At 67.9% G+C, this 22,173-nt stretch carries 15 protein-coding genes and 6 tRNA genes; 16 read left to right on the forward strand and 5 right to left on the reverse strand.

The genetic code is table 11. From position 1 onward, the window contains the following. Positions 1–57 precede the first annotated feature (57 nt). Positions 58–1,599, forward strand: a complete 1,542-nt coding sequence (locus BM393_RS04635) for a 2-isopropylmalate synthase (RefSeq protein WP_091722769.1) — start codon at positions 58–60, stop codon at positions 1,597–1,599. A gap of 182 nt (positions 1,600–1,781) precedes the next feature. Next, positions 1,782–2,813 carry a D-alanyl-D-alanine endopeptidase gene (pbpG, locus tag BM393_RS04640; protein WP_091725036.1) on the forward strand — a complete coding sequence of 344 codons (1,032 nt, stop codon included), beginning with the start codon at positions 1,782–1,784 and terminating at the stop codon, positions 2,811–2,813. Between the two features lie 86 nt (positions 2,814–2,899). On the opposite strand, the gene BM393_RS04645 is transcribed toward pbpG, so the two are convergent. The 4 genes from BM393_RS04645 to hpnC all read right to left on the reverse strand — a co-directional run bounded on the left by BM393_RS04645 (position 2,900) and on the right by hpnC (position 6,844). Further along, positions 2,900–3,667, reverse strand: a complete 768-nt coding sequence (locus BM393_RS04645) for an IclR family transcriptional regulator (protein ID WP_091722774.1) — start codon at positions 3,665–3,667, stop codon at positions 2,900–2,902. A 120-nt stretch (positions 3,668–3,787) separates the two neighbouring features. Then, complete coding sequence (gene hpnE, locus BM393_RS04650; protein ID WP_091722777.1) at positions 3,788–5,071, reverse strand: hydroxysqualene dehydroxylase HpnE; 1,284 nt, start codon at positions 5,069–5,071, stop codon at positions 3,788–3,790. A gap of 1 nt (position 5,072) precedes the next feature. Further along, on the reverse strand, positions 5,073–5,975 hold the full coding sequence (gene hpnD, locus BM393_RS04655) for a presqualene diphosphate synthase HpnD (RefSeq protein ID WP_091722780.1): 903 nt from the start codon (positions 5,973–5,975) through the stop codon (positions 5,073–5,075). Beyond that, positions 5,972–6,844 (reverse strand): squalene synthase HpnC, encoded by an 873-nt coding sequence (gene hpnC, locus BM393_RS04660; RefSeq protein ID WP_091722785.1) that lies wholly within the window; start codon positions 6,842–6,844, stop codon positions 5,972–5,974. The genes hpnD and hpnC overlap by 4 nt, the downstream gene beginning before the upstream one ends. 231 nt (positions 6,845–7,075) lie before the next feature. On the opposite strand from hpnC, the gene BM393_RS04665 reads away from it, so the two are divergent. From BM393_RS04665 to BM393_RS04725, 13 genes are all read left to right on the forward strand, one after another. Further along, positions 7,076–8,296, forward strand: coding sequence for an efflux RND transporter periplasmic adaptor subunit (locus BM393_RS04665; RefSeq protein ID WP_254783209.1), 1,221 nt, complete (start codon positions 7,076–7,078; stop codon positions 8,294–8,296). A gap of 16 nt (positions 8,297–8,312) precedes the next feature. Then, positions 8,313–11,453 (forward strand): efflux RND transporter permease subunit, encoded by a 3,141-nt coding sequence (locus tag BM393_RS04670; RefSeq protein ID WP_091722792.1) that lies wholly within the window; start codon positions 8,313–8,315, stop codon positions 11,451–11,453. Between the two features lie 222 nt (positions 11,454–11,675). Further along, positions 11,676–11,762, forward strand: a tRNA-Leu gene (locus BM393_RS04675). 26 nt (positions 11,763–11,788) lie between these two features. Next, complete coding sequence (gene tig / locus BM393_RS04680) at positions 11,789–13,099, forward strand: trigger factor (protein WP_091722795.1); 1,311 nt, start codon at positions 11,789–11,791, stop codon at positions 13,097–13,099. Positions 13,100–13,321: 222 nt separating this feature from the next. Further along, complete coding sequence (clpP, locus tag BM393_RS04685; RefSeq protein ID WP_091722797.1) at positions 13,322–13,930, forward strand: ATP-dependent Clp endopeptidase proteolytic subunit ClpP; 609 nt, start codon at positions 13,322–13,324, stop codon at positions 13,928–13,930. Positions 13,931–14,234: 304 nt separating this feature from the next. Next, the gene (clpX, locus tag BM393_RS04690) at positions 14,235–15,503 is read left to right on the forward strand and encodes an ATP-dependent Clp protease ATP-binding subunit ClpX (protein WP_091722800.1); all 1,269 of its coding nucleotides are present in this window, start codon (positions 14,235–14,237) and stop codon (positions 15,501–15,503) included. Between the two features lie 130 nt (positions 15,504–15,633). Further along, a complete protein-coding gene (gene lon, locus BM393_RS04695; RefSeq protein ID WP_091722803.1) occupies positions 15,634–18,060 on the forward strand; it encodes an endopeptidase La in 2,427 nt (808 codons plus the stop codon). A 261-nt stretch (positions 18,061–18,321) separates the two neighbouring features. Further along, positions 18,322–18,397: transfer RNA gene (locus tag BM393_RS04700), tRNA-Gly, on the forward strand. A 93-nt stretch (positions 18,398–18,490) separates the two neighbouring features. Continuing rightward, a tRNA-Cys gene (locus tag BM393_RS04705) sits at positions 18,491–18,564 on the forward strand. Between the two features lie 13 nt (positions 18,565–18,577). Then, positions 18,578–18,653, forward strand: a tRNA-Gly gene (locus tag BM393_RS04710). A gap of 47 nt (positions 18,654–18,700) precedes the next feature. Further along, positions 18,701–18,776, forward strand: a tRNA-Gly gene (locus BM393_RS04715). Positions 18,777–18,880: 104 nt separating this feature from the next. Then, positions 18,881–18,968, forward strand: a tRNA-Leu gene (locus BM393_RS04720). A 28-nt stretch (positions 18,969–18,996) separates the two neighbouring features. Next, positions 18,997–20,289 (forward strand): MFS transporter, encoded by a 1,293-nt coding sequence (locus BM393_RS04725; RefSeq protein WP_091722805.1) that lies wholly within the window; start codon positions 18,997–18,999, stop codon positions 20,287–20,289. Positions 20,290–20,310: 21 nt separating this feature from the next. On the opposite strand, the gene murI is transcribed toward BM393_RS04725, so the two are convergent. After that, a complete protein-coding gene (murI, locus tag BM393_RS04730) occupies positions 20,311–21,153 on the reverse strand; it encodes a glutamate racemase (protein WP_254783210.1) in 843 nt (280 codons plus the stop codon). A gap of 269 nt (positions 21,154–21,422) precedes the next feature. Here murI and BM393_RS04735 point away from each other — a divergent pair, with 269 nt between their 5' ends. Continuing rightward, complete coding sequence (locus BM393_RS04735) at positions 21,423–22,172, forward strand: electron transfer flavoprotein subunit beta/FixA family protein (RefSeq protein WP_091722811.1); 750 nt, start codon at positions 21,423–21,425, stop codon at positions 22,170–22,172. The last annotated feature ends 1 nt before the right edge of the window (position 22,173 follow it).

Below are 22,173 nucleotides of genomic sequence, written 5' to 3' on the forward strand. Positions count from 1 at the left end.
CTCGCTGACCGGGACCCGGACCACCGGGTCCGCCCCGCCACCGCAAGGAAGCCTCCCATGTCCGACCAACTGATCATCTTCGACACCACCCTGCGCGACGGTGAGCAGTCGCCCGGCGCGTCCATGACCAAGGACGAGAAGCTGCGCATCGCGCGGCAGCTGGAGCGGCTGAAGGTGGACGTGATCGAGGCCGGCTTCGCGGCCGCCAGCCACGGCGACTTCGAGGCGGTCAAGGCGATCGCCGACGCGATCCGCGACAGCACCGTCTGCTCGCTGGCGCGGGCCAACGATCGCGACATCGCCCGCGCCGCCGAGGCGCTGAAGGGCGCGGCGCGTTCGCGCATCCACACCTTCATCGCCACCAGCGAACTCCACATGGAGAAGAAGCTGCGCATGACCCGCGAGCAGGTGCTGGAGCAGGCGATCCAGGCGGTGCGCTTCGCCCGCAACCTGACCGACGACATCGAGTTCTCGCCCGAGGACGGCTACCGCTCCGATCCGGAGTTCCTGGCCCGCGTCGTCGAGGCGGTGATCCGCGAGGGTGCCCGCACGATCAACATCCCGGACACCGTCGGCTACGCGATCCCCGAGCTCTACGGCCAGTTCATCAAGACGCTGCGCGAGCGCGTGCCCAACTCGGACCAGGCGATCTGGAGCGTCCACTGCCACAACGACCTGGGCATGGCGGTGGCCAACTCGCTGGCCGGGGTGAAGATCGGCGGCGCGCGCCAAGTGGAGTGCACGATCAACGGCCTGGGTGAGCGCGCCGGCAACTGCTCGCTGGAGGAGGTCGTGATGGCGGTGAAGACCCGCCGCGACTATTTCGGCCTGGACGTGCGGGTCGATCCCTCGCAGATCGTGGCGGCGTCCCGGATGGTGTCGCAGACCACCGGCTTCGTGATCCAGCCCAACAAGGCGGTGGTCGGTGCCAATGCCTTCGCGCATGCCTCGGGCATCCACCAGGACGGCGTGCTCAAGGCCCGCGACACCTACGAGATCATGCGCGCCGAGGACGTGGGCTGGAGCGCCAACAAGATCGTGCTGGGCAAGCTCTCGGGGCGCAACGCCTTCAAGCAGCGCTTGCAGGAACTGGGCGTGGAGCTGGCGTCCGAGGCGGAGATCAATGCCGCCTTCGTTCGCTTCAAGGACCTGGCCGACCGCAAGGCCGAGATCTTCGACGAGGACATCATCGCGCTGGTGATGGACGAGTCGGTCACGCAGGACCAGGAGCACTACCGGCTGGTGGCGCTGGCGCAGCGCTCCGAAACCGGTGAACGCCCGCAGGCGCAGGTCGTCTTCGCCGCCGGCGAGACCGAGTACCGCACCGAGAGCGACGGCAACGGCCCGGTCGACGCGGTGCTCAAGGCGATCGAGAGCAAGGTCGGAAGTGGGGCCGAAATGCTGCTGTATTCGGTCAGCGCGATCACCAGCGGGAGCACAGAATCCCAGGGCGAAGTGACGGTGCGCCTGCAGCATGCCGGACGCGTGGTGAACGGCGTGGGGGCAGACCCCGATATCGTCGTCGCCTCCGCGAAAGCATATTTGAGCGCTCTGAACAAGCTTCAAAGCAAAACGGAGCGGGTCGCCGCCCAAGGTTGACAGGACAGCGCACGCCGGCCGCCCGGTCGCGTCGGATGGCACGGATTCGGGCACTTTAAGAGCCTGCGTTAAGTCATTGATCTTGCCGGTCTTTCAGCGATCCCCTAAACTCGCGCCCACTTCTGGGGACTGGATTGAAGACCATTGCGACATTGCTGTCTGGTGCCGCGCTCAGCGGCGTCATGTTGCTGACGGGCCTGACCGCCAGTCTCCTGCCGGTTCAACCGGCGCAGGCGGCCACGGCGTCGTCCTCCAAAGCCAAGGTGAAGAGCGTGCGCAAGGCCAAACCGGCCCCGCGCTCTCCCCGCAAGGTGGCCGCCCGCGCGGCGGCACCGGCCCGGGAAGTGGCCCTGTCCAAACCGTCCTTCGGGACGATGTACGGGCTGCATGACACCGAGGACCCCCTCGACCTGAAATCCAGCGTCGCCTATGTCGTCGACCAGGACACCAACGAGGTCCTGTTCTCGAAGAACCCGTCGGCCGTGCTGCCGATCGCGTCCATCACCAAGCTGATGACCGCGCTGCTGGTGGTCGAGGCCAACCAGTCGCTCGACGAGAAGCTCGAGATCACCGACGAGGACAAGGACACCGAGAAGTTCACCGGGTCGCGCCTGGCCATCGGCACCGAACTGACCCGTGGCGAACTGTTGCACCTGGCGCTGATGTCCTCGGAGAACCGCGCGGCCCATGCGCTCGGGCGCAACTACCCGGGCGGCCTGGAGGCCTTCGTCGCGGCGATGAACGCCAAGGCGCGCGCGCTGGGCATGATGGACACCCATTACGTCGAGCCCACCGGCCTGTCCAGCCGCAACCAATCCAGCGCGGCCGACCTCGCCAAGCTGGTCAAGGTCGCTCACGCTTTCCCGCTGATCCGCGAGCTGTCGACCTCGTCCGAATACACCGTGGCCCTGGGCCGCCGGCAGGTCCGCTTCGGCACCACCAATGGCCTCGTCCGCAAGGGCGATTGGGACATCGGCCTGCAGAAGACGGGCTTCATCAATGAAGCGGGACAGTGCCTGGTCATGCAGGCCCAGCTGGCCGGCCGCAAGCTGATCATGGTGTTCCTGGACTCCGCTGGAAAGTACTCCCGGATCGGCGACGCCGAACGCGTCCGCAAGTGGCTCACCGGTGCCGCCTCGCCGCTGGCGGGCGTGGCGACGGCCCCCGCCGCCGCGACGACCGCGGCCGTGATCCCGGCGGTGTCGGCGAAGTAATCGCCGGAGCGCCCCGGAGCAAGCGGCCTCCGGCTGAATGCAGAAGCGGACCCTCGGGTCCGCTTTTTCGTGGGGGCCCGCGGAATTCAGCCGCGGAAGCCCAGCGCGGCGGAGATCCGCGTCGCCGTCTCCTTCAGGCGCGGCAGCCAGCCTTCCTCGAGCCGGTCCGCGGGCGCGGAGATCGACAGCCCCGCCACCAGCTTGCCCTGATCGTCGTAAATGCCGGCGGCCATGCAGCGCACGCCCAGCTCGAGCTCCTCGTCGTCGCGCGCGACCCCGCGCTGGCGGACCAGCGCCATCTCGCGCTCGAGCTGGCTGATGTCGGTCAGGCTGTTGCGGGTATGGCCCGACAGGCCGGTGCGGGTCGCGTAGGCGCGCACCCGCTGGGGATCGTCGCTCGCCAGGAACAGCTTGCCCACCGAGGTCAGGTGCAGCGGCGCCCGGCCGCCGACGGCGCGCACGACCTGCATGCCGCTGCGCTCGGAATAGGTCCGCTCGATGTAGACGATCTCGTCGCCCTGGCGCACCGACAGGTTGACCGGCTGATGGGTCAGCTTGTGCAGCTCGCGCATCGGGCCGATCGCCGCCTCGCGGACGTCCAGCCGCGCCTTGACCAGGTTGCCCAGTTCCAGCAGCCGCATGCCGAGCCGATAGCTGCCGGCCTCCGGGCGGTCGACGAAGCGACCCAGCGCCAGGTCGTTCAGGATGCGGTGGGCGGTGGAGGGATGCAGGCCGGTGGTTTCGCTGATCAACTTCAGCGACACCGGATCCTGGTGCTGGGCCAGGACGTCCAACAGCGCGAAGGTGCGCTCAAGGACCTGGATCGCGGGGGTCTGGAGCTCCTTGGACTTCATGGCGGACGATTGTGAAGGATTTCGCTCAGGTTTTGCATGGCGAAACCGAGAGCCGCATCTAGCGGGCGCATTCCGTCGCTTTTGCCCATCAGCGGTGCGTGGCGCCGCGATGAATCCCCCTCAGGAGGTGGCGTCGGTCCCGGATTGCCGCATTGCGGAACGGGCTGCGGCGAGCCCGCTGCGCACGGCGCCTTCCAGCGTCGCCGGATAGGGACCGGCCAGGTAGTCGCCGGCGGCCCACAGCGCCGGCGCGATCGGCGCCTCGGGGCGAATCCGACCCGGCGTGCAGGCGAAGGTCGCGCGCTTCTCGCTGAGCACGCGGACCAGCTTCGGCGCGCGCTGCCAGGGCAGGTGCCGGATGGCCTGTTCGAGGGCTGCGGCCCCGGTCGCTTCCAGGCCTCGTTCGACCCAAGGCGCCGCGCCGCTGATGACCAGGCTGAACAGGCCGGGATGTTGGCCCAGTTGGCCCAGGTCGAAGGCGAACTGCGCCGGCTCGGTGGCGGATTCCCGCAGCGCGACCATCGTCGCGGGCAGTGCCGAGCCGGCGCTTTCCAGGTAGACGGTCACGATGGGTTGGAACTCGAAGGCGCCGGCGATGGCGCTCCAGCGCGGCGCGAGGTCGCGGGTGAGCCGGGCCGCCTCCACCGAGCTGCAGGCGACGACGACCGCGTCGGCAGGCTCCCCGTCGACCAGCCAGCCGCGCCCCGATGCCTCCAGTCTTTGAACGCGCTGTGTGCGGAGCTGGGCGCCTCGCGCGAGCAGCCAGTCGCGCGCCGGTGTCGGCAGCAGGGCGCTCAGGCCGCGCCGTGGCAGCAGCAGGTCCGCGCTGCCCGGGCCGCTGAACAGCGCGTCCTTCAGCACGCGCAGGAAGACCTGCGCGCTCGCCTGCGACGCCGGCGTGTTCAGGGCGGCGACGCACAGCGGATCGATCAGGTCATCGCGGACCGCGCGCGGCAGGTGGGCGCAGAGCTCGGCCACCGTGAGCGCCGGGTCGCAGCGGAAGCCGCGCATCGTCCAGCCGCTGCTCGCCATCAGGAACCGCATCCGGTCGGGCCAGGACCAGGCCGCACAGCCCAGCACCCCGCGCAGGAAGGCGAGCGTGGGCAGGCCGGCGGGCAGGGTGAGGGTGTCGCGGTCGGGATAGCGCAGCCGCAGCGGCATGCGCAGCAGGTCCGCCTCGGGGTCGGCGCCGACGCGGCGCATCAGCGCCAGCGATGCCGTGTAGGCGCCGATCAGGATGTGCTGGCCGTTGTCCAGCGCCGGCTCGCTGCCTTCGAGGCTGCGCGCCCGGCCGCCGAGCGTCGGCGCCATCTCGAACAGCGTGACGGCGGCGCCCAGCGAGACCGCCTCCACGGCTGCGGCCAGGCCGGCCCAGCCGCCGCCGATGACGGCGATGCGGGTCACCTCAGCGCCCGCGCCAGTTGGTCTTCATCGCGATCCACAGCTTGCGCAGCGGCGTCAGCGCGATGCGTTGCTGCAGGACCTGGAACTGCTCGGCCTCGATCTCGCGCAGCAGCGTGCGGTAGATGTTGGCCATCATGACGCCGGGCTTCTGCGCCTTGCGGTCGGCCTCGGGCAGCAGCGCCATGGCCTCGTCGTAGAGGCGGTGCGCGCGTTCGGCCTGGAACTTCATCAGCGCCAGGAAACGGTCGCTGTAGCCCCAGGGCGCGTCGCGCTTGAGGATCTCGTGGGCCTTGACGTCAAACTGCTGCAGCTCGCTCACCGGCAGGTAGATGCGACCGCGGCGCGCGTCGTCGCCGACGTCGCGGATGATGTTGGTCAGCTGCATCGCCAGGCCCAGCTTGTGGGCGTAGGCGATGGTCTGGGCGTCGGTGCGGCCGAAGATGCCCGACGCCACCTCGCCCACCACGCCCGCTACCAGGTGGCAATAGCGCTGCAGGCCGGCGAAGTCCAGGTAGCGCGTCTGCTCCAGGTCCATCTGGCAGCCGTCGATGACGGCCAGCAGGTGCTCGACGCGGATGTCGTAGTCCTTCACGTGCGGCAGCAGCGCCTTCATCGCCGGGTGCGAGGGCTGGCCGTTGAAGGCGCTCATGACTTCCTTGCGCCACCAGGCCAGCTTGGTCGCGGCCACGCCGGGATCCGAGACCTCGTCGACGACATCGTCGACCTCGCGGCAGAACGCGTAGAACGCGGTGATCGCCGCGCGCCGCGGCGGCGGCAGGAAGAGGAAGGCGTAATAGAAGCTCGAGCCGCTGGCGGCGGCCTTCTGCTGGACGTACTGCTCCGGCGTGGAGGCGGCGCCGGCGCTGGCCGTCGCATCGGGGGTCTTGTCGGTCTTGGTGCTCATCGCGCCGTCCCTTCGCGGCGGGTGTTGCTGGAGATCGCGTTCATCGTCAGCGCGCGCCACAGCAACAGGGGCGCGTCGGCGGCGCCGACGGTGGGGCGCCGCAGCAGGGCGGCGAAGCGCATCGCCTGCAGCCTGTCGAGAATGCGAAGGCCGCCTTGTACCACCAAGCGCAGCTCCCAGCCGGCCCGGCCCGGGATCCGGTGGACCAGCGGCGCCCCGTCCGCCATCAGCGCGCGGGCCCAGGCGCAGAGCTCGGCGATCAGCGCCCGCGCCGCCGGACTGTCGCGCAGGGACAGCAGGTCCTGTCCCTCGACGCCGTGACGCCGGCGGTCCTCCAGCGGCGCGTAGATCCGGCCGCGCGGACCGTCGACGGTGAAGTCCTGCCAGAAATTGATCAGCTGCAGCGCCGAGCAGATCGCGTCCGATTGCCTCAGCGCGTCGGCGTCGTCGATGCCGTACAGGTGCAGCAGCAGCCGCCCGACCGGGTTGGCGGAGCGCCGGCAGTAGTCCAGCAGTTCGGCGCGGGTGGCGTAGTCGGTCTTGACCAGGTCCTGCTCGAAGGCGTCGAGGAGGTCCTCCAGCAAGGGCAGCGGCAGCCGATGCTCGGCGATCGCGCGCGCCAGCGGTGCGAACACCCGCGCGGCCCAGCGCGGGGAGGGCGCCCGGCCCGCCGCCACCGCGCGCAGGTCGGCGCGGTAATCGGCGAGGTCGCGCAGTCGCTGGCCGGCGCTGGTATCGCCTTCGTCGGCCAGGTCGTCGGCGGTGCGCGCGAAGCTGTAGATCGCCATGATCGCGGGACGCAGCGCCGGCGGACACAGCCAGGAAGCGACAGGAAAGTTTTCGTAGTGCTCTATGCTCACGGCCGGCATTCTCCGCTGAGCGGCGATGCCGTTTCCGACAACCTGACGCCCCGATCCCCGCGCCGTTCCCCGGGAACGTCAAGAACCGCAGTACACGAGCAGTACCCCGGCGAACCGTACGCCGTCGGTTTGACACGTCCGGACACGCTGAATACATTACTGACCGGTCAGTCAGTTACTCCGGTGCCCTCCTAGGGGCGCCGCGGCTTTGTCGAGGTGTTCATGCCCCAACGGTCTCTTGTGTCCCTGCCCGCCGCCGCGCCCGGCCTGGCGTCCATCGCGCCGTCCGGGCGTGTTGTTTCCGGAACCTGGGTTGCCGGAACCTGGGGCCGCGCGCTGACCGGCGGCCTGGCGGCGATCGCCGTCGTGGTGCTGGCCGCCTGCGGCAAGCAGGCGCCGCCGCCGGAGCCCGACCGCTACGTGCGCACGCTGGTGCTGACGCCGCAATCGGCCGGCCTGCAGCGCGAGTTCGCCGCCGAAGTCCGTGCCCGCGTCGAGTCGCGGCTGTCCTTCCGCGTCGCCGGCAAGATCCTGGAGCGCCGCGTGGACCTGGGCTCGGTGGTGAAGCCGGGCCAGACGCTGGCGCGCATCGACAGCTCGGACCTGGTGCTCGCGCAGGAGGCGGCCAAGGCCTCGGTGCTGGCGGCCCGGGTGAACCGCGACCAGCTCGGCGCCGATTACCGGCGCTACATCGACCTGCACCGGCAGGGCTTCATCAGCGCCGCCGAACTGGACCGCCGCGATGCCGCCTTCAAGGCCGCGCAGGCGCAATACGAATCGGCGCGCGCGCAATCCGACGTGCAGCGCAACCAGGCGCAGTACTCCAGCCTGGTGGCGGACGCGCCCGGCGTCGTCACCGGCATCGATGCCGAGCCCGGCATGGTCGTGGCCGCCGGCACGCCGGTGGTGCGCGTGGCCAACGACGGCCCGCGGGACATCGTCTTCTCCGTGTCCGAGGACCAGGTGGCGCTGGTGCGTGCCGCCGCGGCGCGGCCCGACGGCCTGAAGGTGCGCCTGTGGACCGACACCAAGGCCGAGCCGCAGCCGATCAAGCTGCGCGAGCTGGCCGCCGCCGCCGATCCGGTGACGCGGACCTTCCTGGTGAAGGCCGAACTCAACGACCAGAACGTCCGCCTGGGCCAGACCGCCACGGTGATCCTGACCGGCACGCCGTCGGACAACGCGATCAAGCTGCCGCTGAGCGCGGTGATGGAGTCGCAAGGCAAGAGCGCCGTGCTGCTGCTGGACCCCAAGACCATGACCGTGCAGCCCCGGCCGGTGACCGTCGTCGGTGCGGAAGGCAACGAGCTGGTGGTGCAGGGCCTGGCGCCCGGTATGGAGATCGTGGCCGCCGGCGGCCATGTGCTGACGCCCGGCCAGAAGGTCAAGCGCTTCCGCCCGCCGGGCACGCCGGTCGAGGGCTCGCCCTCGCCCGCGCCGTCCGGCGCCGCGTCTCGCTGATCCTCGGGAGCGCTGAATGAGCAACCCGAGCCGCGCCGGTTTCAACCTCTCGCGCTGGGCGCTGGAGCATGCCCCGCTGACGCGCTACCTGATGGTGGTGCTGATGGTGCTGGGCTTCGCCGCCTACTTCCAGCTGGGCCAGGACGAAGACCCCCCGTTCACCTTCCGCGCGATGGTCGTGCAGGCCTACTGGCCCGGCGCGACGCCGCAGCAGATGGCCGAGCAGGTCACCGACAAGATCGAGCGCACCCTGCAGGAGGTGCCGCATGCCGACAAGATCCGCAGCTACACCAAGCCGGGGGAGTCGCTGACCATCTTCCAGGTGAAGGACAACACCTCGCCGGGCGAGGTGCCCCAGCTCTGGTACACGGTCCGCAAGAAGATCGGCGACCTCAAGCCCACCTTGCCGCAGGGCGTGCTGGGGCCCTTCTTCAACGACGAGTTCGGCGACGTCTACGGCTCCATCTTCGCGCTGTCCTCCGACGGCGGCTTCTCGATCGAGGAGTTGCGCCAGCAGGCCGAGGCGGTGCGCTCCGAGCTGCTGCGCGTGCAGGACGTGGCCAAGGTCGACCTCTTCGGCGTGCAGGCCGAGAAGCTGTTCATCGAGATCTCGCAGAAGCGCCTGGCCGAACTGGGCCTGGACTTCAACCAGGTGGTCTCGCAGCTCAACGCGCAGAACGCGGTCGAGAGCGCCGGCGTCATGGACGCCAGCAGCGCCAACGTGCAGATCCGCATCGAGGGCCAGCTCAATTCCGTCCAGGCGCTGAGCGACTTCCCGATCCGTGGCACCAACCCGACCACCGGCGCCGCCAGCAGCCTGCGCCTGGGCGACATCGCCACGGTGCGCCGCGGTTATGTCGACCCGGCCACGACGATGGTGCGCTTCAACGGCAAGCAGGTCGTGGCCCTGGGCGTGTCGATGGGCAAGGGCGGCGACATCATCGCGCTGGGCAAGGCGCTGCAGGCCACCGTCAAGCGGCTGCAGCAGCAACTGCCCGCCGGCATCACGCTGCAGCAGATCCAGGACCAGCCCGCCGCGGTGAAGACCTCCGTCGGCGAGTTTGTCCACGTGCTGATCGAGGCCGTCATCGTCGTGCTGGGCGTGAGCTTCATCAGCCTGGGCCTGCACACCAAGCCGCTGCGCATCGACGTGTGGCCGGGCCTGGTGGTCGGCATCACCATCCCGCTGGTGCTGGCCATCACCTTCGTGGTGATGCTGTATGCCGGCGTGGGGCTGCACAAGATCTCGCTCGGTTCGCTGATCATCGCGCTCGGCCTGCTGGTCGACGACGCCATCATCGCGGTCGAGATGATGGTGCGCAAGCTGGAGGAGGGCTACGACAAGATGCATGCGGCGACGTACGCCTACGACGCCACCGCCAAGCCGATGCTGACCGGCACGCTGATCACCGCGGTGGGTTTCCTGCCCATCGGCCTGGCCAAGTCCACCGTCGGGGAATACACCTTCGCGATCTTCGCGGTGACCGCCGCGGCGCTGGTGATCTCGTGGATCGTCTCGGTCTACTTCGTGCCCTACCTGGGCGCGCTGCTGCTCAAGACCCGCGCCGGCCATGAAGGCGAGGCCCACGAGGTCTTCGACACGCCGTTCTACAACCGCTTCCGCCGCTGGGTCGCGTGGTGCGTCTACCACCGCTGGAAGACCATCGGCCTCACCATCCTGGTGTTCGTGCTCGGCCTGGCCGGCATGGGCAAGGTGCAGCAGCAGTTCTTCCCGGATTCGAGCCGGCCGGAGATCCTGGTCGACCTGTGGCTGCCCGAAGGCGCCACGATCGAGCAGAGCAACGTCGTGGCCAAGCGCTTCGAGGCCCGCATGGCCAAGGAGCCGCTGGTGGGCAGCATCGCGACCTGGGTGGGCTCGGGCGTGCCGCGCTTCTACCTGCCGCTGGACCAGATCCTGCCCAACACCAACGTCAGCCAGGCCATCATCCTGCCCAAGACGCCGGCCGACCGCGAGACCCTGCGCCACAAGCTGCCGCAGATCCTGGCCGAGGAGTTCTCCGAGGTGCGCGGCCGCGTGAAGCTGCTGCCCAACGGGCCGCCGGTGCCGTATCCGGTGCAGTTCCGCATCGCCGGCGACGATCCCGCGCAGCTGCGGATCTACGCCGATCGCGCCAAGGAACAGATGCGCGCCAACCCCAACATGGTGGGCGTCAACGACAACTGGAACGAGGCCATCAAGGTCCTGCGCCTGCAAGTCGACCAGGACAAGGCGCGGGCGCTGGGCGTGACCAGCCAGAGCATCGCGCAGGCGGCGCGCATCCTGGTGTCGGGCACGACGGTGTCGCAGTACCGCGAGGCCGACCGGCTGATCGACATCGTCCTGCGCCAGCCGGTGCAGGAGCGCGACACGCTGTCGGAGCTCGCCAACGCCTACGTGCCCACCGCCTCGGGCCGCTCGGTGCCGCTGACGCAGATCGCCAAGCCGCAGTTCACCTGGGAGCCTGGCGTGATGCACCGCGAGAGCCGCCAGTTCGCGATCACCGTGCAGGGCGACGTCATCGAGGGCCTGCAGGGCGCGACGGTGACCAGCCAGCTCTGGCCCGCGCTCGACGCGATGCAGAAGGAGATGCCGCCCGGCTACTCGATCTCGATCGCCGGCGCGGTCGAGGAAAGCAGCAAGGGCACCGGCTCGATCGCCGCCGGCGTGCCGATCATGCTGTTCATCACCTTCACGCTGCTGATGCTGCAGCTGCACAGCTTCTCGCGGGCGATGCTGGCCTTCCTGACCGGCTTCCTGGGCATCGCCGGCGTGTCGGCCGCGCTGCTGCTGCTGAACCGGCCCTTCGGTTTCGTCGCGCTGCTGGGCGTCATTGCGCTGATGGGCATGATCCAGCGGAACTCCGTCATCCTGATCGACCAGATCGAGCAGGACCGCGGCCGCGGCGTGCCACCGGCGCAGGCCATCGTGGAGTCCGCCGTGCGACGGCTGCGTCCGATCGCGCTGACCGCCGCCGCCGCGGTGCTGGCGATGGTGCCGCTGTCGCGCAGCGTGTTCTGGGGGCCGATGGCGGTGGCCATCATGGGCGGCCTGATCGTCGCCACCGTGCTGACGCTGCTGGCGCTGCCGGCGATGTACGCGGCCTGGTTCCGCGTCGAGCGCGACAAGGACGCCGGCATCGCCCCGTCGACGCATTGAACCGGCGAGGCCGGAGGCCCCCAGGCCTCCGGCCTTCGGGGGTTAACCCCCGCCCGGGAGGGGCGGGGGCGGCCGTGGGAATCGGCTGAATCCTTGATTACAATCGCCGGTTTTCCGGATCGCGGACGGCAGGGCCCTGGGCTCTTCTCTCGCATCTCCGAATTACCAAGGGCCCGCCGCGCAGGACTGCGCGCAGCGATCGCGACGAGCCCCCATCACCCGGCGCGGGTGGCGAAATTGGTAGACGCACCAGGTTTAGGTCCTGACGCCTTCACGGGCGTGCCGGTTCGAGTCCGGCCCCGCGCACCACACTTCCAACTGATTCCGAGTCCACTATGGCTGTCACCGTCGAAACTCTCGAAAAGCTCGAACGCCGCATCACGCTCACGCTGGCGGCCGCTGACATCAACACCGAGGTCGAGTCCCGCCTGAAGAAGCTGGCCCGCACCGTCAAGGCCGACGGCTTCCGCCCCGGCAAGGTGCCGATGTCCTTCGTGGCGCAGCGCTACGGCGCGCAGGTGCAGTACGAGGTCGTGAACGACAAGCTGGGCGAGGCCTTCACCGTCGCCGCCAACGAAGCCAAGCTGCGCGTGGCCGGCATGCCCACCATCGCCCAGAAGGACACGGCCGCCGAAGGCGAACTGGCCTTCGACGCGACCTTCGAGGTCTACCCGGAAGTGAAGATCGCCGACCTGGCCGAGGCCGAGATCGAGCGCGTCGCCGCCGACGTGACCGATGAAGCCATCGACAAGACCGTCGAGATCCTGCGCAAGCAGCGCCGCTCGTTCGCCCAGCGCGGCGCGGCGGACGTGGCCGCCGACGGCGACCGCGTGACCATCGACTTCGAAGGCAAGATCGACGGCGAGCCTTTCGCCGGCGGCAAGGCCGACGGCTTCCAGTTCCTGCTGGGCGAAGGCCAGATGCTCGAGGCCTTCGAGAAGGCCGTGCGCGGCATGAAGGCGGGCGAGTCCAAGACCTTCCCGCTGGCCTTCCCGGCCGATTACCACGGCAAGGACGTCGCCGGCAAGGAAGCCGACTTCCTGGTCACGGTCAGGAAGATCGAGGCCCAGCACCTGCCCGAAGTGAACGAGGCCTTCGCCAAGGCCCTGGGCATCAAGGAAGGCACGGTCGAGGCGCTGCGTGCCGACATCAAGAAGAACCTCGAGCGTGAAGTGAAGTTCCGCGTGCTGGCCAAGAACAAGGGCGCCGCGATGGACGCGCTGGTCGGCAAGGCCGAACTGGACGTGCCCAAGGCGCTGGTCGCCGGCGAAGCCGAGCGCATGGTCGCCAACGCCCGCGAGGACCTGAAGAAGCGCGGCATCAAGGACGCCGACAAGGCCCCGATCCCGGCCGAGCTGTTCAACGAGCAGGCCGAGAAGCGCGTGCGCCTGGGCCTGGTCGTGGCCGAGCTGGTCCGTTCGCAGAACCTGCAGGCCAAGCCTGAGCAACTGCAGGCCCACATCGAGGAAATCTCGCAGAGCTACGAGAAGCCGGCGGAAGTCGTGCGCTGGTACCTGTCGGACCGCGAGCGCATGGCCGAGGTCGAAGCCGTCGTGATCGAGAACAACGTCACCGACTTCATCCTGGGCAAGGCCAAGGTCACCGACAAGCAACTGCCCTTCGACGAGCTGATGGCCACGGCCTGATCGGCCGGCTCGACGCCATCTGGCGCGGGCTTTCCCGGCATCGCCCTTGATTCACCGGGAACTCATCGCCAAGTAAGGCGCCTGGCCGAGAGGCCGGCGCCTTTTTCTTTCCCCGGCGCAGCCGCTGGCGCGATCCCGCTTCGCCGGGGCCGCGCGGCGGCAAGGGGATGGAGCGCACGACATAATGGTTTGTCGTGATCTCGAACCAATTCAGAGGATTTCATGAGCGCGCTTGAAACCAGCAACCTGGGCATGGTGCCCATCGTCATCGAACAGTCGGGCCGCGGCGAGCGCGCCTACGACATCTACAGCCGCCTGCTGCGCGAGCGCATCGTCTTCCTGGTCGGCCCGGTGAATGATGCCGTCGCCAACCTCGTCGTCGCGCAGCTGCTGTTCCTTGAGAGCGAGAACCCGGACAAGGAGATCTCGCTGTACATCAACTCGCCGGGCGGCAGTGTCTCGGCGGGCATGTCGATCTACGACACGATGCAGTTCATCAAGCCGCAGGTCTCGACGCTGTGCATGGGCATGGCGGCCTCGATGGGCGCCTTCCTGCTGGCTGCGGGCGAGAAGGGCAAGCGCTTCGCGCTGCCGAACTCCAAGATCATGATCCACCAGCCGCTGGGCGGCGCGCAGGGCCAGGCCACGGACATCGAGATCCATGCCCGCGAGATCCTCAAGACCCGCGAACAGCTCAACCGCATCCTGGCCGAGCGCACCGGCCAGAGCCTGGAGAAGATCCAGGCCGACACCGAGCGGGACTATTTCATGTCGGCCGCCGAGGCGTCGACCTATGGCCTGATCGACCAGGTCATCGAGAAGCGTCCCTGATCGCGACGCGGGATTCGGGCCGCCGCGGCGTCCCGTGGTCGTCGCGGGCCGCGGCCCGGATCCCCGCGCCATGCGCTTCCTGACGCCGGCGGCGGCGTTCACCCGTGGAATCCACCGCTCGGCGACGCCACCGGGAACTGCCGCCGCGGTGCAGCAACTGACCGCCGGTCGAGCGCGCCAACTGACCACTCTTAGGGGCTTTTATCCCCCCAAGGGTGGTGCCGGCAATTGAACTATCATCAATGCAGGCACTTGCCTGTATTCCCCGCAGCCCTCCAGCAGCCCCAGCCCCAGCAGCACTCCCATGGCCGAGAAAAAAGGCAATTCCAGCGAAAAAGTCTTGTACTGCTCCTTCTGCGGCAAGAGCCAGCACGAGGTCAAGAAGCTGATCGCGGGCCCGTCGGTGTTCATCTGCGACGAATGCATCGAGCTGTGCAACGACATCATCCGTGACGAAGTCCCGGCCGAGGCCGCGGCCGGCGGTCGCGCGAGCAAGTCGGACCTGCCCGTGCCCAGCGAGATCAAGACGACGCTGGACCAGTACGTGATCGGCCAGGACGTCGCCAAGCGCACGCTCTCCGTCGCGGTCTACAACCATTACAAGCGGCTGCGCCACGCGGCCGACACCAAGGACGGCGTCGAGCTGTCCAAGAGCAATATCCTGCTGATCGGGCCGACCGGCTCGGGCAAGACGCTGCTGGCCCAGACCCTGGCCCGCGTGCTGAATGTCCCCTTCGTGATCGCCGATGCGACGACGCTGACCGAAGCCGGTTATGTCGGCGAGGACGTCGAGAACATCATCCAGAAGCTGCTCCAGAACTGCAATTACGACGTCGAGCGCGCCCAGCGCGGCATCGTCTACATCGACGAGATCGACAAGATCAGCCGCAAGGCGGACAACCCCTCCATCACCCGCGACGTGTCGGGCGAGGGCGTCCAGCAGGCGCTGCTGAAGCTGGTCGAAGGCACGATGGCCTCGGTCCCCCCGCAGGGCGGCCGCAAGCATCCGAACCAGGACTTCCTCCAGATCGACACGACCAACATCCTGTTCATCTGCGGCGGTGCGTTCGACGGCCTCGAGAAGGTCATCCAGAACCGCTCGGAGAAGTCGGGCATCGGCTTCGGCGCCTCGGTCAAGAGCAAGAGCGAGAAGAAGGTCGGCGAACTGTTCCGTGAAGTGGAACCGGGCGACCTGATCAAATTCGGCCTGATCCCCGAACTGGTGGGCCGCCTGCCGGTGATCGCCACGCTCGGCGAGCTGACCGAGGACGCGCTGGTGCAGATCCTGACCGAGCCGCGCAACGCGCTGGTCAAGCAGTACCAGCAGCTGTTCTCGATGGACGGCGTGGAACTGGAGGTGCGGCCGTCGGCGCTGAGCGCCGTCGCGCGCAAGGCCCTGGCCCGCAAGACTGGTGCCCGCGGCCTGCGCTCGATCGTCGAGCACGCGCTGATCGACACCATGTTCGAATTGCCTTCGCTGGACAGCGTCGCCAAGGTCGTGCTGGACGAGCACAACATCGACGAGGACACCAAGCCGTTGCTGGTCTATCGCGAAACCAAGGCAAGCGCCTGAGGTCGCGATCACACGCCGGGCGATCTGCTTGCCATGACCCCTTGTGGAAGGCAATTGCTCAAAGGCTATTGAACGGCACCTTGTAATTGGTAGCTCGGGCCCTAGATGGGCCTGAGAAAGAGAGGTTTTCATGTCCGGTCATCCGATCCTCCCCGCGGAACCCATCACGCTGCCGCTGCTGCCGCTGCGCGACGTGGTCGTCTTCCCGCACATGGTGATCCCGCTCTTCGTGGGCCGTCCCAAGTCCATCAAGGCCTTGGAAGCGGCGATGGAAGCAGGGCGCCAGATCATGCTGGTCGCGCAGAAGGCCGCCGGCAAGGACGAGCCCAAGCCCGACGACATGTTCGAGATGGGTTGCGTCTCCAGCATCCTGCAGATGCTGAAGCTGCCCGACGGCACGGTGAAGGTGCTGGTCGAGGGCCTGCAACGCGCCACGACCAACAAGATCGAGGACGGCGAGGAGCACTTCACCGCCGAGGTCCTGCCGATCCCGCCGGAAGCCGACGACCAGCCCGAGGTCGAGGCGCTGCGCCGCGCGGTGACGCAGCAGTTCGACCAGTACGTCAAGCTGAACAAGAAGATTCCGCCCGAGATCCTGACGTCCATCGCCGGCATTGATGACGCCGGTCGCCTGGCCGACACGATCGCCGCGCACCTGCCGCTCAAGCTCGACGCCAAGCAGTCGGTGCTGGACCTGTCCGAAGTGGGCAAGCGGCTGGAGAAGCTGCTGGACCTGCTCGAGCACGAGGTCGACATCCTCCAGGTCGAGAAGCGCATCCGTGGCCGCGTCAAGCGCCAGATGGAGAAGTCGCAGCGCGAGTACTACCTGAACGAACAGGTCAAGGCCATCCAGAAGGAACTGGGCGACGGCGAGGAAGGCGCCGACATGGAGGAGCTGGAGAAGAAGATCCAGGCTGCTCGCATGCCGAAGGAAGCGCGCAAGAAGGCCGAGGCGGAGCTCAAGAAGCTCAAGCTGATGTCGCCGATGTCCGCCGAAGCGACCGTCGTGCGCAACTACATCGACACGCTGGTCAACCTGCCGTGGTCGAAGAAGACCAAGATCAAGCACGACCTGGCCAATGCCGAGGCCGTGCTGAACGAGGACCACTACGGCCTGGACAAGGTCAAGGAACGCATCCTCGAGTACCTCGCGGTGCAGCAGCGCGTCGACAAGGTCAAGGCGCCGATCCTGTGCCTGGTCGGGCCTCCTGGCGTGGGCAAGACGTCGCTGGGGCAGTCGGTGGCGCGCGCCACGGGCCGCAAGTTCGTCCGCATGGCGCTGGGCGGCGTGCGCGACGAGGCCGAGATCCGCGGTCACCGCCGCACCTACATCGGCTCGATGCCGGGCAAGGTGCTGCAGAGCCTGTCCAAGGTCGGCACGCGCAATCCGCTGTTCCTGCTCGACGAGATCGACAAGCTGGGCATGGACTTCCGCGGCGACCCGTCGTCGGCGCTGCTGGAGGTGCTGGACCCCGAGCAGAACCACACCTTCGCGGACCACTACATCGAGGTCGACTATGACCTGAGCGATGTGATGTTCGTGGCGACGTCGAACTCGCTGAACATCCCGCCGGCGCTGCTGGACCGGATGGAGGTCATCCGCCTGTCGGGTTACACCGAGGACGAGAAGGTCAACATTGCCCAGCGCTACCTGCTGCCCAAGCAACGCGGCAACAACGGCGTGAAGGAAGAGGAGCTCGAGGTCACCGAGGATGCGATCCGCGGCGTGATCCGCTACTACACGCGGGAAGCCGGCGTGCGTTCGCTCGAACGCGAGGTCTCGAAGATCTGCCGCAAGGTCGTCAAGGGCCTGCAGCTCAAGACCTTCACCGGCAAGGTGGTGGTCACCGAGGACAACCTCAACGAGTTCCTGGGCGTGCGCAAGTACGACTTCGGCCGCGCCGAGAAGAAGAACCAGGTCGGCCAAGTGGTCGGTCTGGCATGGACGGAAGTGGGCGGCGACCTGCTGACCATCGAAGCCACCGCGATGCCGGGCAAGGGCAACATCATCCGCACCGGCTCGCTGGGCGACGTGATGAAGGAATCGGTCGAGGCGGCACGCACGGTGGTGCGGTCGCGGGCGCGCCGCCTGGGCATCAAGGACGAGCTCTTCGAGAAGCGCGATGTGCACATCCACGTGCCCGATGGCGCGACGCCGAAGGACGGCCCGAGCGCGGGCGCCGCGATGACGACGGCCTTCGTGTCGGCGCTGACCGGCATCCCGGTGCGTGCGGACGTGGCGATGACCGGTGAGATCACGCTGCGCGGCGAGGTGACGGCGATCGGTGGCCTGAAGGAGAAGCTCCTGGCGGCCCACCGGGGCGGCATCAAGACCGTGATGATTCCGGAAGAGAACGTCAAGGACCTGCAGGACATTCCCGAGAACGTGAAGAACCAGCTGGAGATCGTCCCGGTCCGCTGGATCGACCGCGTGCTGGAAGTGGCGCTGGAGGCTTATCCGCAGGCGCTGCCGGACGAGGAGGCGGCGACGCCTCCGGCCGAGAAGGTCGCGGAGACCAAGCCGGCCGACGCGACCGGCGATTCGCTGAAGCACTGACCGGCGCTCGTTCGCGAGCCCCATGACAACGGCGCCTTCGGGCGCCGTTGTTCATTCCGCCGCGCGAGCGGCGCGGGGGGCGGTGACGGTCGGGTGAATCGTTCTGGTGTTTGGGCGATCTTCATAAAGAAGTCGCCGAACTCTTGCGAGCGGGTGAAAAACCGTTCTATACTTTCGGCTTCAGCGCAAACGGTGCTGCGACGACAAGGCGAATCGCAAGAGACGCCACGAAGTTGAAGCAGGCAGTGCGTTGAAGACCATGCGGGAATAGCTCAGTTGGTAGAGCGCAACCTTGCCAAGGTTGAGGTCGCGAGTTCGAGCCTCGTTTCCCGCTCCAGGTATTCAAAAGGATGGAAGCTCCGGCTTCCATTTTTTATCGGAATCGGACACACCAAATCCGGTTTCAACAGAATCCCGTCCAGGGTTCTGGGGCGCGATAGCAAAGCGGTTATGCCCCGGATTGCAAATCCGGTCAGTCCGGTTCGACTCCGGATCGCGCCTCCAAAGAATGGACATTGCGGGAATAGCTCAGTTGGTAGAGCGCAACCTTGCCAAGGTTGAGGTCGCGAGTTCGAGCCTCGTTTCCCGCTCCACACGACACCAAAGGTCGGTGGGGTGATTCACTCCACTGTCCTGCGATGCGGGAATAGCTCAGTTGGTAGAGCGCAACCTTGCCAAGGTTGAGGTCGCGAGTTCGAGCCTCGTTTCCCGCTCCAAAAATCTCGAAAAGGGAAGCCTCCGCGGCTTCCCTTTTTTCTTGCCCGGTGGCCCCGATAATGCCCGGTCACTACGACATGGAACTCCGCTCGGAGCCGCCGTGGCCTGGATGGTGAAATCGGTAGACACAGCGGACTTAAAATCCGCCGCCCTCAACCGGCGTACGGGTTCGAGTCCCGTTCCAGGCACCACGCGCATGGCAACCGGCGGTCGCATCGCATGGGCATGTTTGCGCAGGAACTGTTGAACCCGGGCGTCCGCAAACGCGAGGTCCTTGGCTGGTCGATGTACGACTTCGCCAACTCGGGCTACACGACCGTTGTCCTGACCGCCGTCTACAACGCCTATTTCGTCGGCGTGATCGCCCGGGGCCAGCCGTCGGCGACGCTGCTCTGGACCGTGCTGATCGCGATTTCCAGCTTCCTGGTGATGGTGACCATGCCCGGGCTGGGCGCCTGGGCCGACGCGCACGGCGCGAAGAAGAAGCTGCTTGGCTTCTGCACCGGCGCTTGCGTGCTCTCGACCGCGGCGCTCGCGGTGTTCGGCCCCGATCAGCTGTGGTGGGCGGCGGTCGCCGTCGTGATCTCCAATGTCTTCTTTTCCTATGGCGAATCGCTGATCGCGGCGTTCCTGCCCGAGCTCGCGAGACGCGACGCGCTGGGCCGCGTGTCCGGCTGGGGCTGGGCCTTCGGTTATCTGGGCGGCATGCTCGCGCTGGGGCTGTGCCTGGGTTACGTGCTGAGCGCTCAAGCGCGCGGCGACACCGCCAGCCACTTCGTGCCGGTCACGATGCTCATCACTGCGGGCCTCTACCTGCTGGCCGCGCTGCCCACCTTCCTGCTGCTGCGCGAGCGCGCCGATCCGTGCGCGACACGCCGGGCCGCGCGCATGGGTTCCGGCCTCTCGCAGCTGTGGGCGTCTTGGCAGCGCGCCCGTGCCTATCCGGACTTCCTGCGCCTGCTGGCCTGCGGCACCAGCTACCAGGCCGGCATCGCCGTCGTCATCGCGCTGGCCGCGGTCTACGCTGAGCAGGCGCTCGGCTTCACCCAGGCGCAGACCATGACCCTGGTGTTCCTGGTCAACATCGCCTCGGCCGTCGGCGCGTTCGTGTTCGGTTATTACGAGGACCGCATCGGCCACCAGCCGGCGCTCGCGATCACGCTGGTCGGCTGGATGATCATGGCGCTGCTCGCCTTTCTGGCGACCAGCGCCTGGCTGTTCTGGATCGCCGCGGTGATCGCGGGCCTGTGCATGGGATCGAGCCAGTCCTGCGGCCGCGCGCTGGCCGGCGCACTTGCGCCGCATGACCGGCTGGCCGAATTCTTCGGCCTGTGGACCTTCGCCACGCGCCTCGCCGCGATCATCGGGCCGCTGACCTACGGCGCGGTCACCGTGCTGACGGCGGGCAACCACCGGCTCGCGATCCTGTCCACGGGGGTGTTCTTCGTGCTGGGCTACTGGCTGCTGCGGCGCGTGGACATGACGAGAGGCCTCTCGCGCGCGCTGGTCTGAGCGCTTCGACGGCGCCCGGCTTCAAGCCGTGGCGTGCGCGGCGACGATGTCACGCCAGCCCAGCGCCTCGCGGGCCAGATGCTGCAGCGGCGCAGGATCGCCGGTGCTCTCGAGCACCACGCGCCCCGTCCCCGTCGATGCCAGCCCCAGTCCTTCCCAGACCCGACGGGCCTGGCGCGCGACCGCGTCTTCGATGTTGAGCAAGCGCACCTCCTCGCCCAGCGCCGCCTGGATGCGCGACTGCACCAGCGGATAGTGCGTGCAGCCGAGCAACACCGTGTCGACGCCGGCCGCGCGCAGCGGCGCGCAGAAGCGTTCGATCAGCGCGCCGAGTGCGTCGCTGCCCAGGTCGCCTTGCTCGATCAGGGTGACCAGGCCCGGGCAGGGCTGGCTGACGAGCTCGACGTCGCCCGCATGCGCGGCGACCAGCTGCTCGAAGCGTCGACTCGCGATCGTGGCGGTCGTCGCCATCACGCCGATGCGGCCGTTGCGGGTCGCCGCGACCGCGGGCTTCACGCCCGGTTCGATGCCGACGACCGGCCAGTCGGGCCAGCGGTCCCGCATCGCCTGCACCGCGTGCGCGGTGGCGGTGTTGCAGGCCACGACCGCCATCCGCGCGCCGACCTCGCGCAGGCGTTCAGCCACGCGCACGCTGCGATCGACGATGTATTCGCTGCTGCGGTCGCCGTAGGGCGCGTGCGCGGTGTCGGCGAGGTAGTGCAGCGGCACCTCGGGCAGCTGCTCCCGCAGTGCCTTCAGCACCGTCAACCCACCCACGCCGGAATCGAAGACCCCGATGCAGGGGACGCGCGACTCCCGTTCGAGGGAGGCGACGGGGGCGGTGGCGGAGGGCGCTGAACTCAAGATCGTCATCGTGGGGGTGGCGTGTCGGGAGCGGAGTCTAGAGGGATTCCCTCATTCCCGGCCTCCACCCGCTTGGCAGCCGTGAATCGATGGCTAGAATAGAACGATCGTTCGTTTTATTTTCGAGCCGGCGCCGAGGCGGTGCTCGCGGGTCCACGGAGATTCCGGGACGGGAGCAGGGGCGCATGACGGCTGGGAGACACGGGGGCGCCCCGGGGCTCCCATAGAATCGAATTAACGTTAACGTCAATCCAGCTTGGAGTGCTTCGATGAAGGTATTGGTCCCCGTCAAACGAGTCGTCGATTACAACGTCAAGGTGCGCGTCAAGAGTGACGGAACCGGCGTGGACATCGCCAACGTGAAGATGTCCATGAACCCGTTCGACGAGATCGCCGTCGAAGAAGCCGTCCGCCTGAAGGAGAAGGGCGTGGTCACCGAGGTGATCGCCGTGTCCTGCGGCGTCACGCAATGCCAGGAAACGCTGCGCACCGCGATGGCCATCGGCGCCGACCGCGCCATCCTCGTCGAGACCGACGCCGAACTGCAGCCGCTGGCCGTGGCCAAGCTGCTGAAGGCGCTGGTCGACAAGGAACAGCCGCAGCTGGTGATCCTGGGCAAGCAGGCCATCGACGACGACTGCAACCAGACCGGCCAGATGCTGGCCGCGCTGACGGGACTGCCGCAGGGCACCTTCGCGTCGAAGGTGGAAGTGGCCGACGGCAAGGTCAACGTGACGCGCGAAGTCGACGGCGGCCTGGAGACCGTGTCGCTGACGCTGCCGGCGGTCGTGACGACCGACCTGCGCCTGAACGAGCCGCGCTACGTGACGCTGCCCAACATCATGAAGGCCAAGAAGAAGCCGCTGGACGTGGTCAAGCCGGCCGACCTGGGCGTGGACGTGGCGCCGCGCGTCAAGACGCTGTCGGTGGCGGAGCCCCCCAAGCGCAGCGCCGGCATCAAGGTGCCGGACGTGGCCACGCTGGTCACGAAGCTGAAGACCGAGGCCAAGGTCATCTGAG

This window comes from Mitsuaria sp. PDC51, from assembly GCF_900113225.1.
GTDB lineage: Bacteria > Pseudomonadota > Gammaproteobacteria > Burkholderiales > Burkholderiaceae_C > Roseateles.

Excerpts from the sequence above, each read along its gene's own strand:
- BM393_RS04635 (WP_091722769.1), top strand. The coding sequence starts at position 58 with ATGTCCGACCAACTGATCATCTTCGACACCACCCTGCGCGACGGTGAG.
- pbpG (WP_091725036.1), top strand. The coding sequence starts at position 1,782 with ATGTTGCTGACGGGCCTGACCGCCAGTCTCCTGCCGGTTCAACCGGCG.
- BM393_RS04645 (WP_091722774.1), bottom strand. The coding sequence starts at position 3,667 with ATGAAGTCCAAGGAGCTCCAGACCCCCGCGATCCAGGTCCTTGAGCGC.
- hpnD (WP_091722780.1), bottom strand. The coding sequence starts at position 5,975 with ATGAGCACCAAGACCGACAAGACCCCCGATGCGACGGCCAGCGCCGGC.
- hpnC (WP_091722785.1), bottom strand. The coding sequence starts at position 6,844 with ATGCCGGCCGTGAGCATAGAGCACTACGAAAACTTTCCTGTCGCTTCC.
- BM393_RS04670 (WP_091722792.1), top strand. The coding sequence starts at position 8,313 with ATGAGCAACCCGAGCCGCGCCGGTTTCAACCTCTCGCGCTGGGCGCTG.
- tig (WP_091722795.1), top strand. The coding sequence starts at position 11,789 with ATGGCTGTCACCGTCGAAACTCTCGAAAAGCTCGAACGCCGCATCACG.
- clpP (WP_091722797.1), top strand. The coding sequence starts at position 13,322 with ATGAGCGCGCTTGAAACCAGCAACCTGGGCATGGTGCCCATCGTCATC.
- clpX (WP_091722800.1), top strand. The coding sequence starts at position 14,235 with ATGGCCGAGAAAAAAGGCAATTCCAGCGAAAAAGTCTTGTACTGCTCC.
- lon (WP_091722803.1), top strand. The coding sequence starts at position 15,634 with ATGTCCGGTCATCCGATCCTCCCCGCGGAACCCATCACGCTGCCGCTG.
- BM393_RS04725 (WP_091722805.1), top strand. The coding sequence starts at position 18,997 with ATGGGCATGTTTGCGCAGGAACTGTTGAACCCGGGCGTCCGCAAACGC.
- BM393_RS04735 (WP_091722811.1), top strand. The coding sequence starts at position 21,423 with ATGAAGGTATTGGTCCCCGTCAAACGAGTCGTCGATTACAACGTCAAG.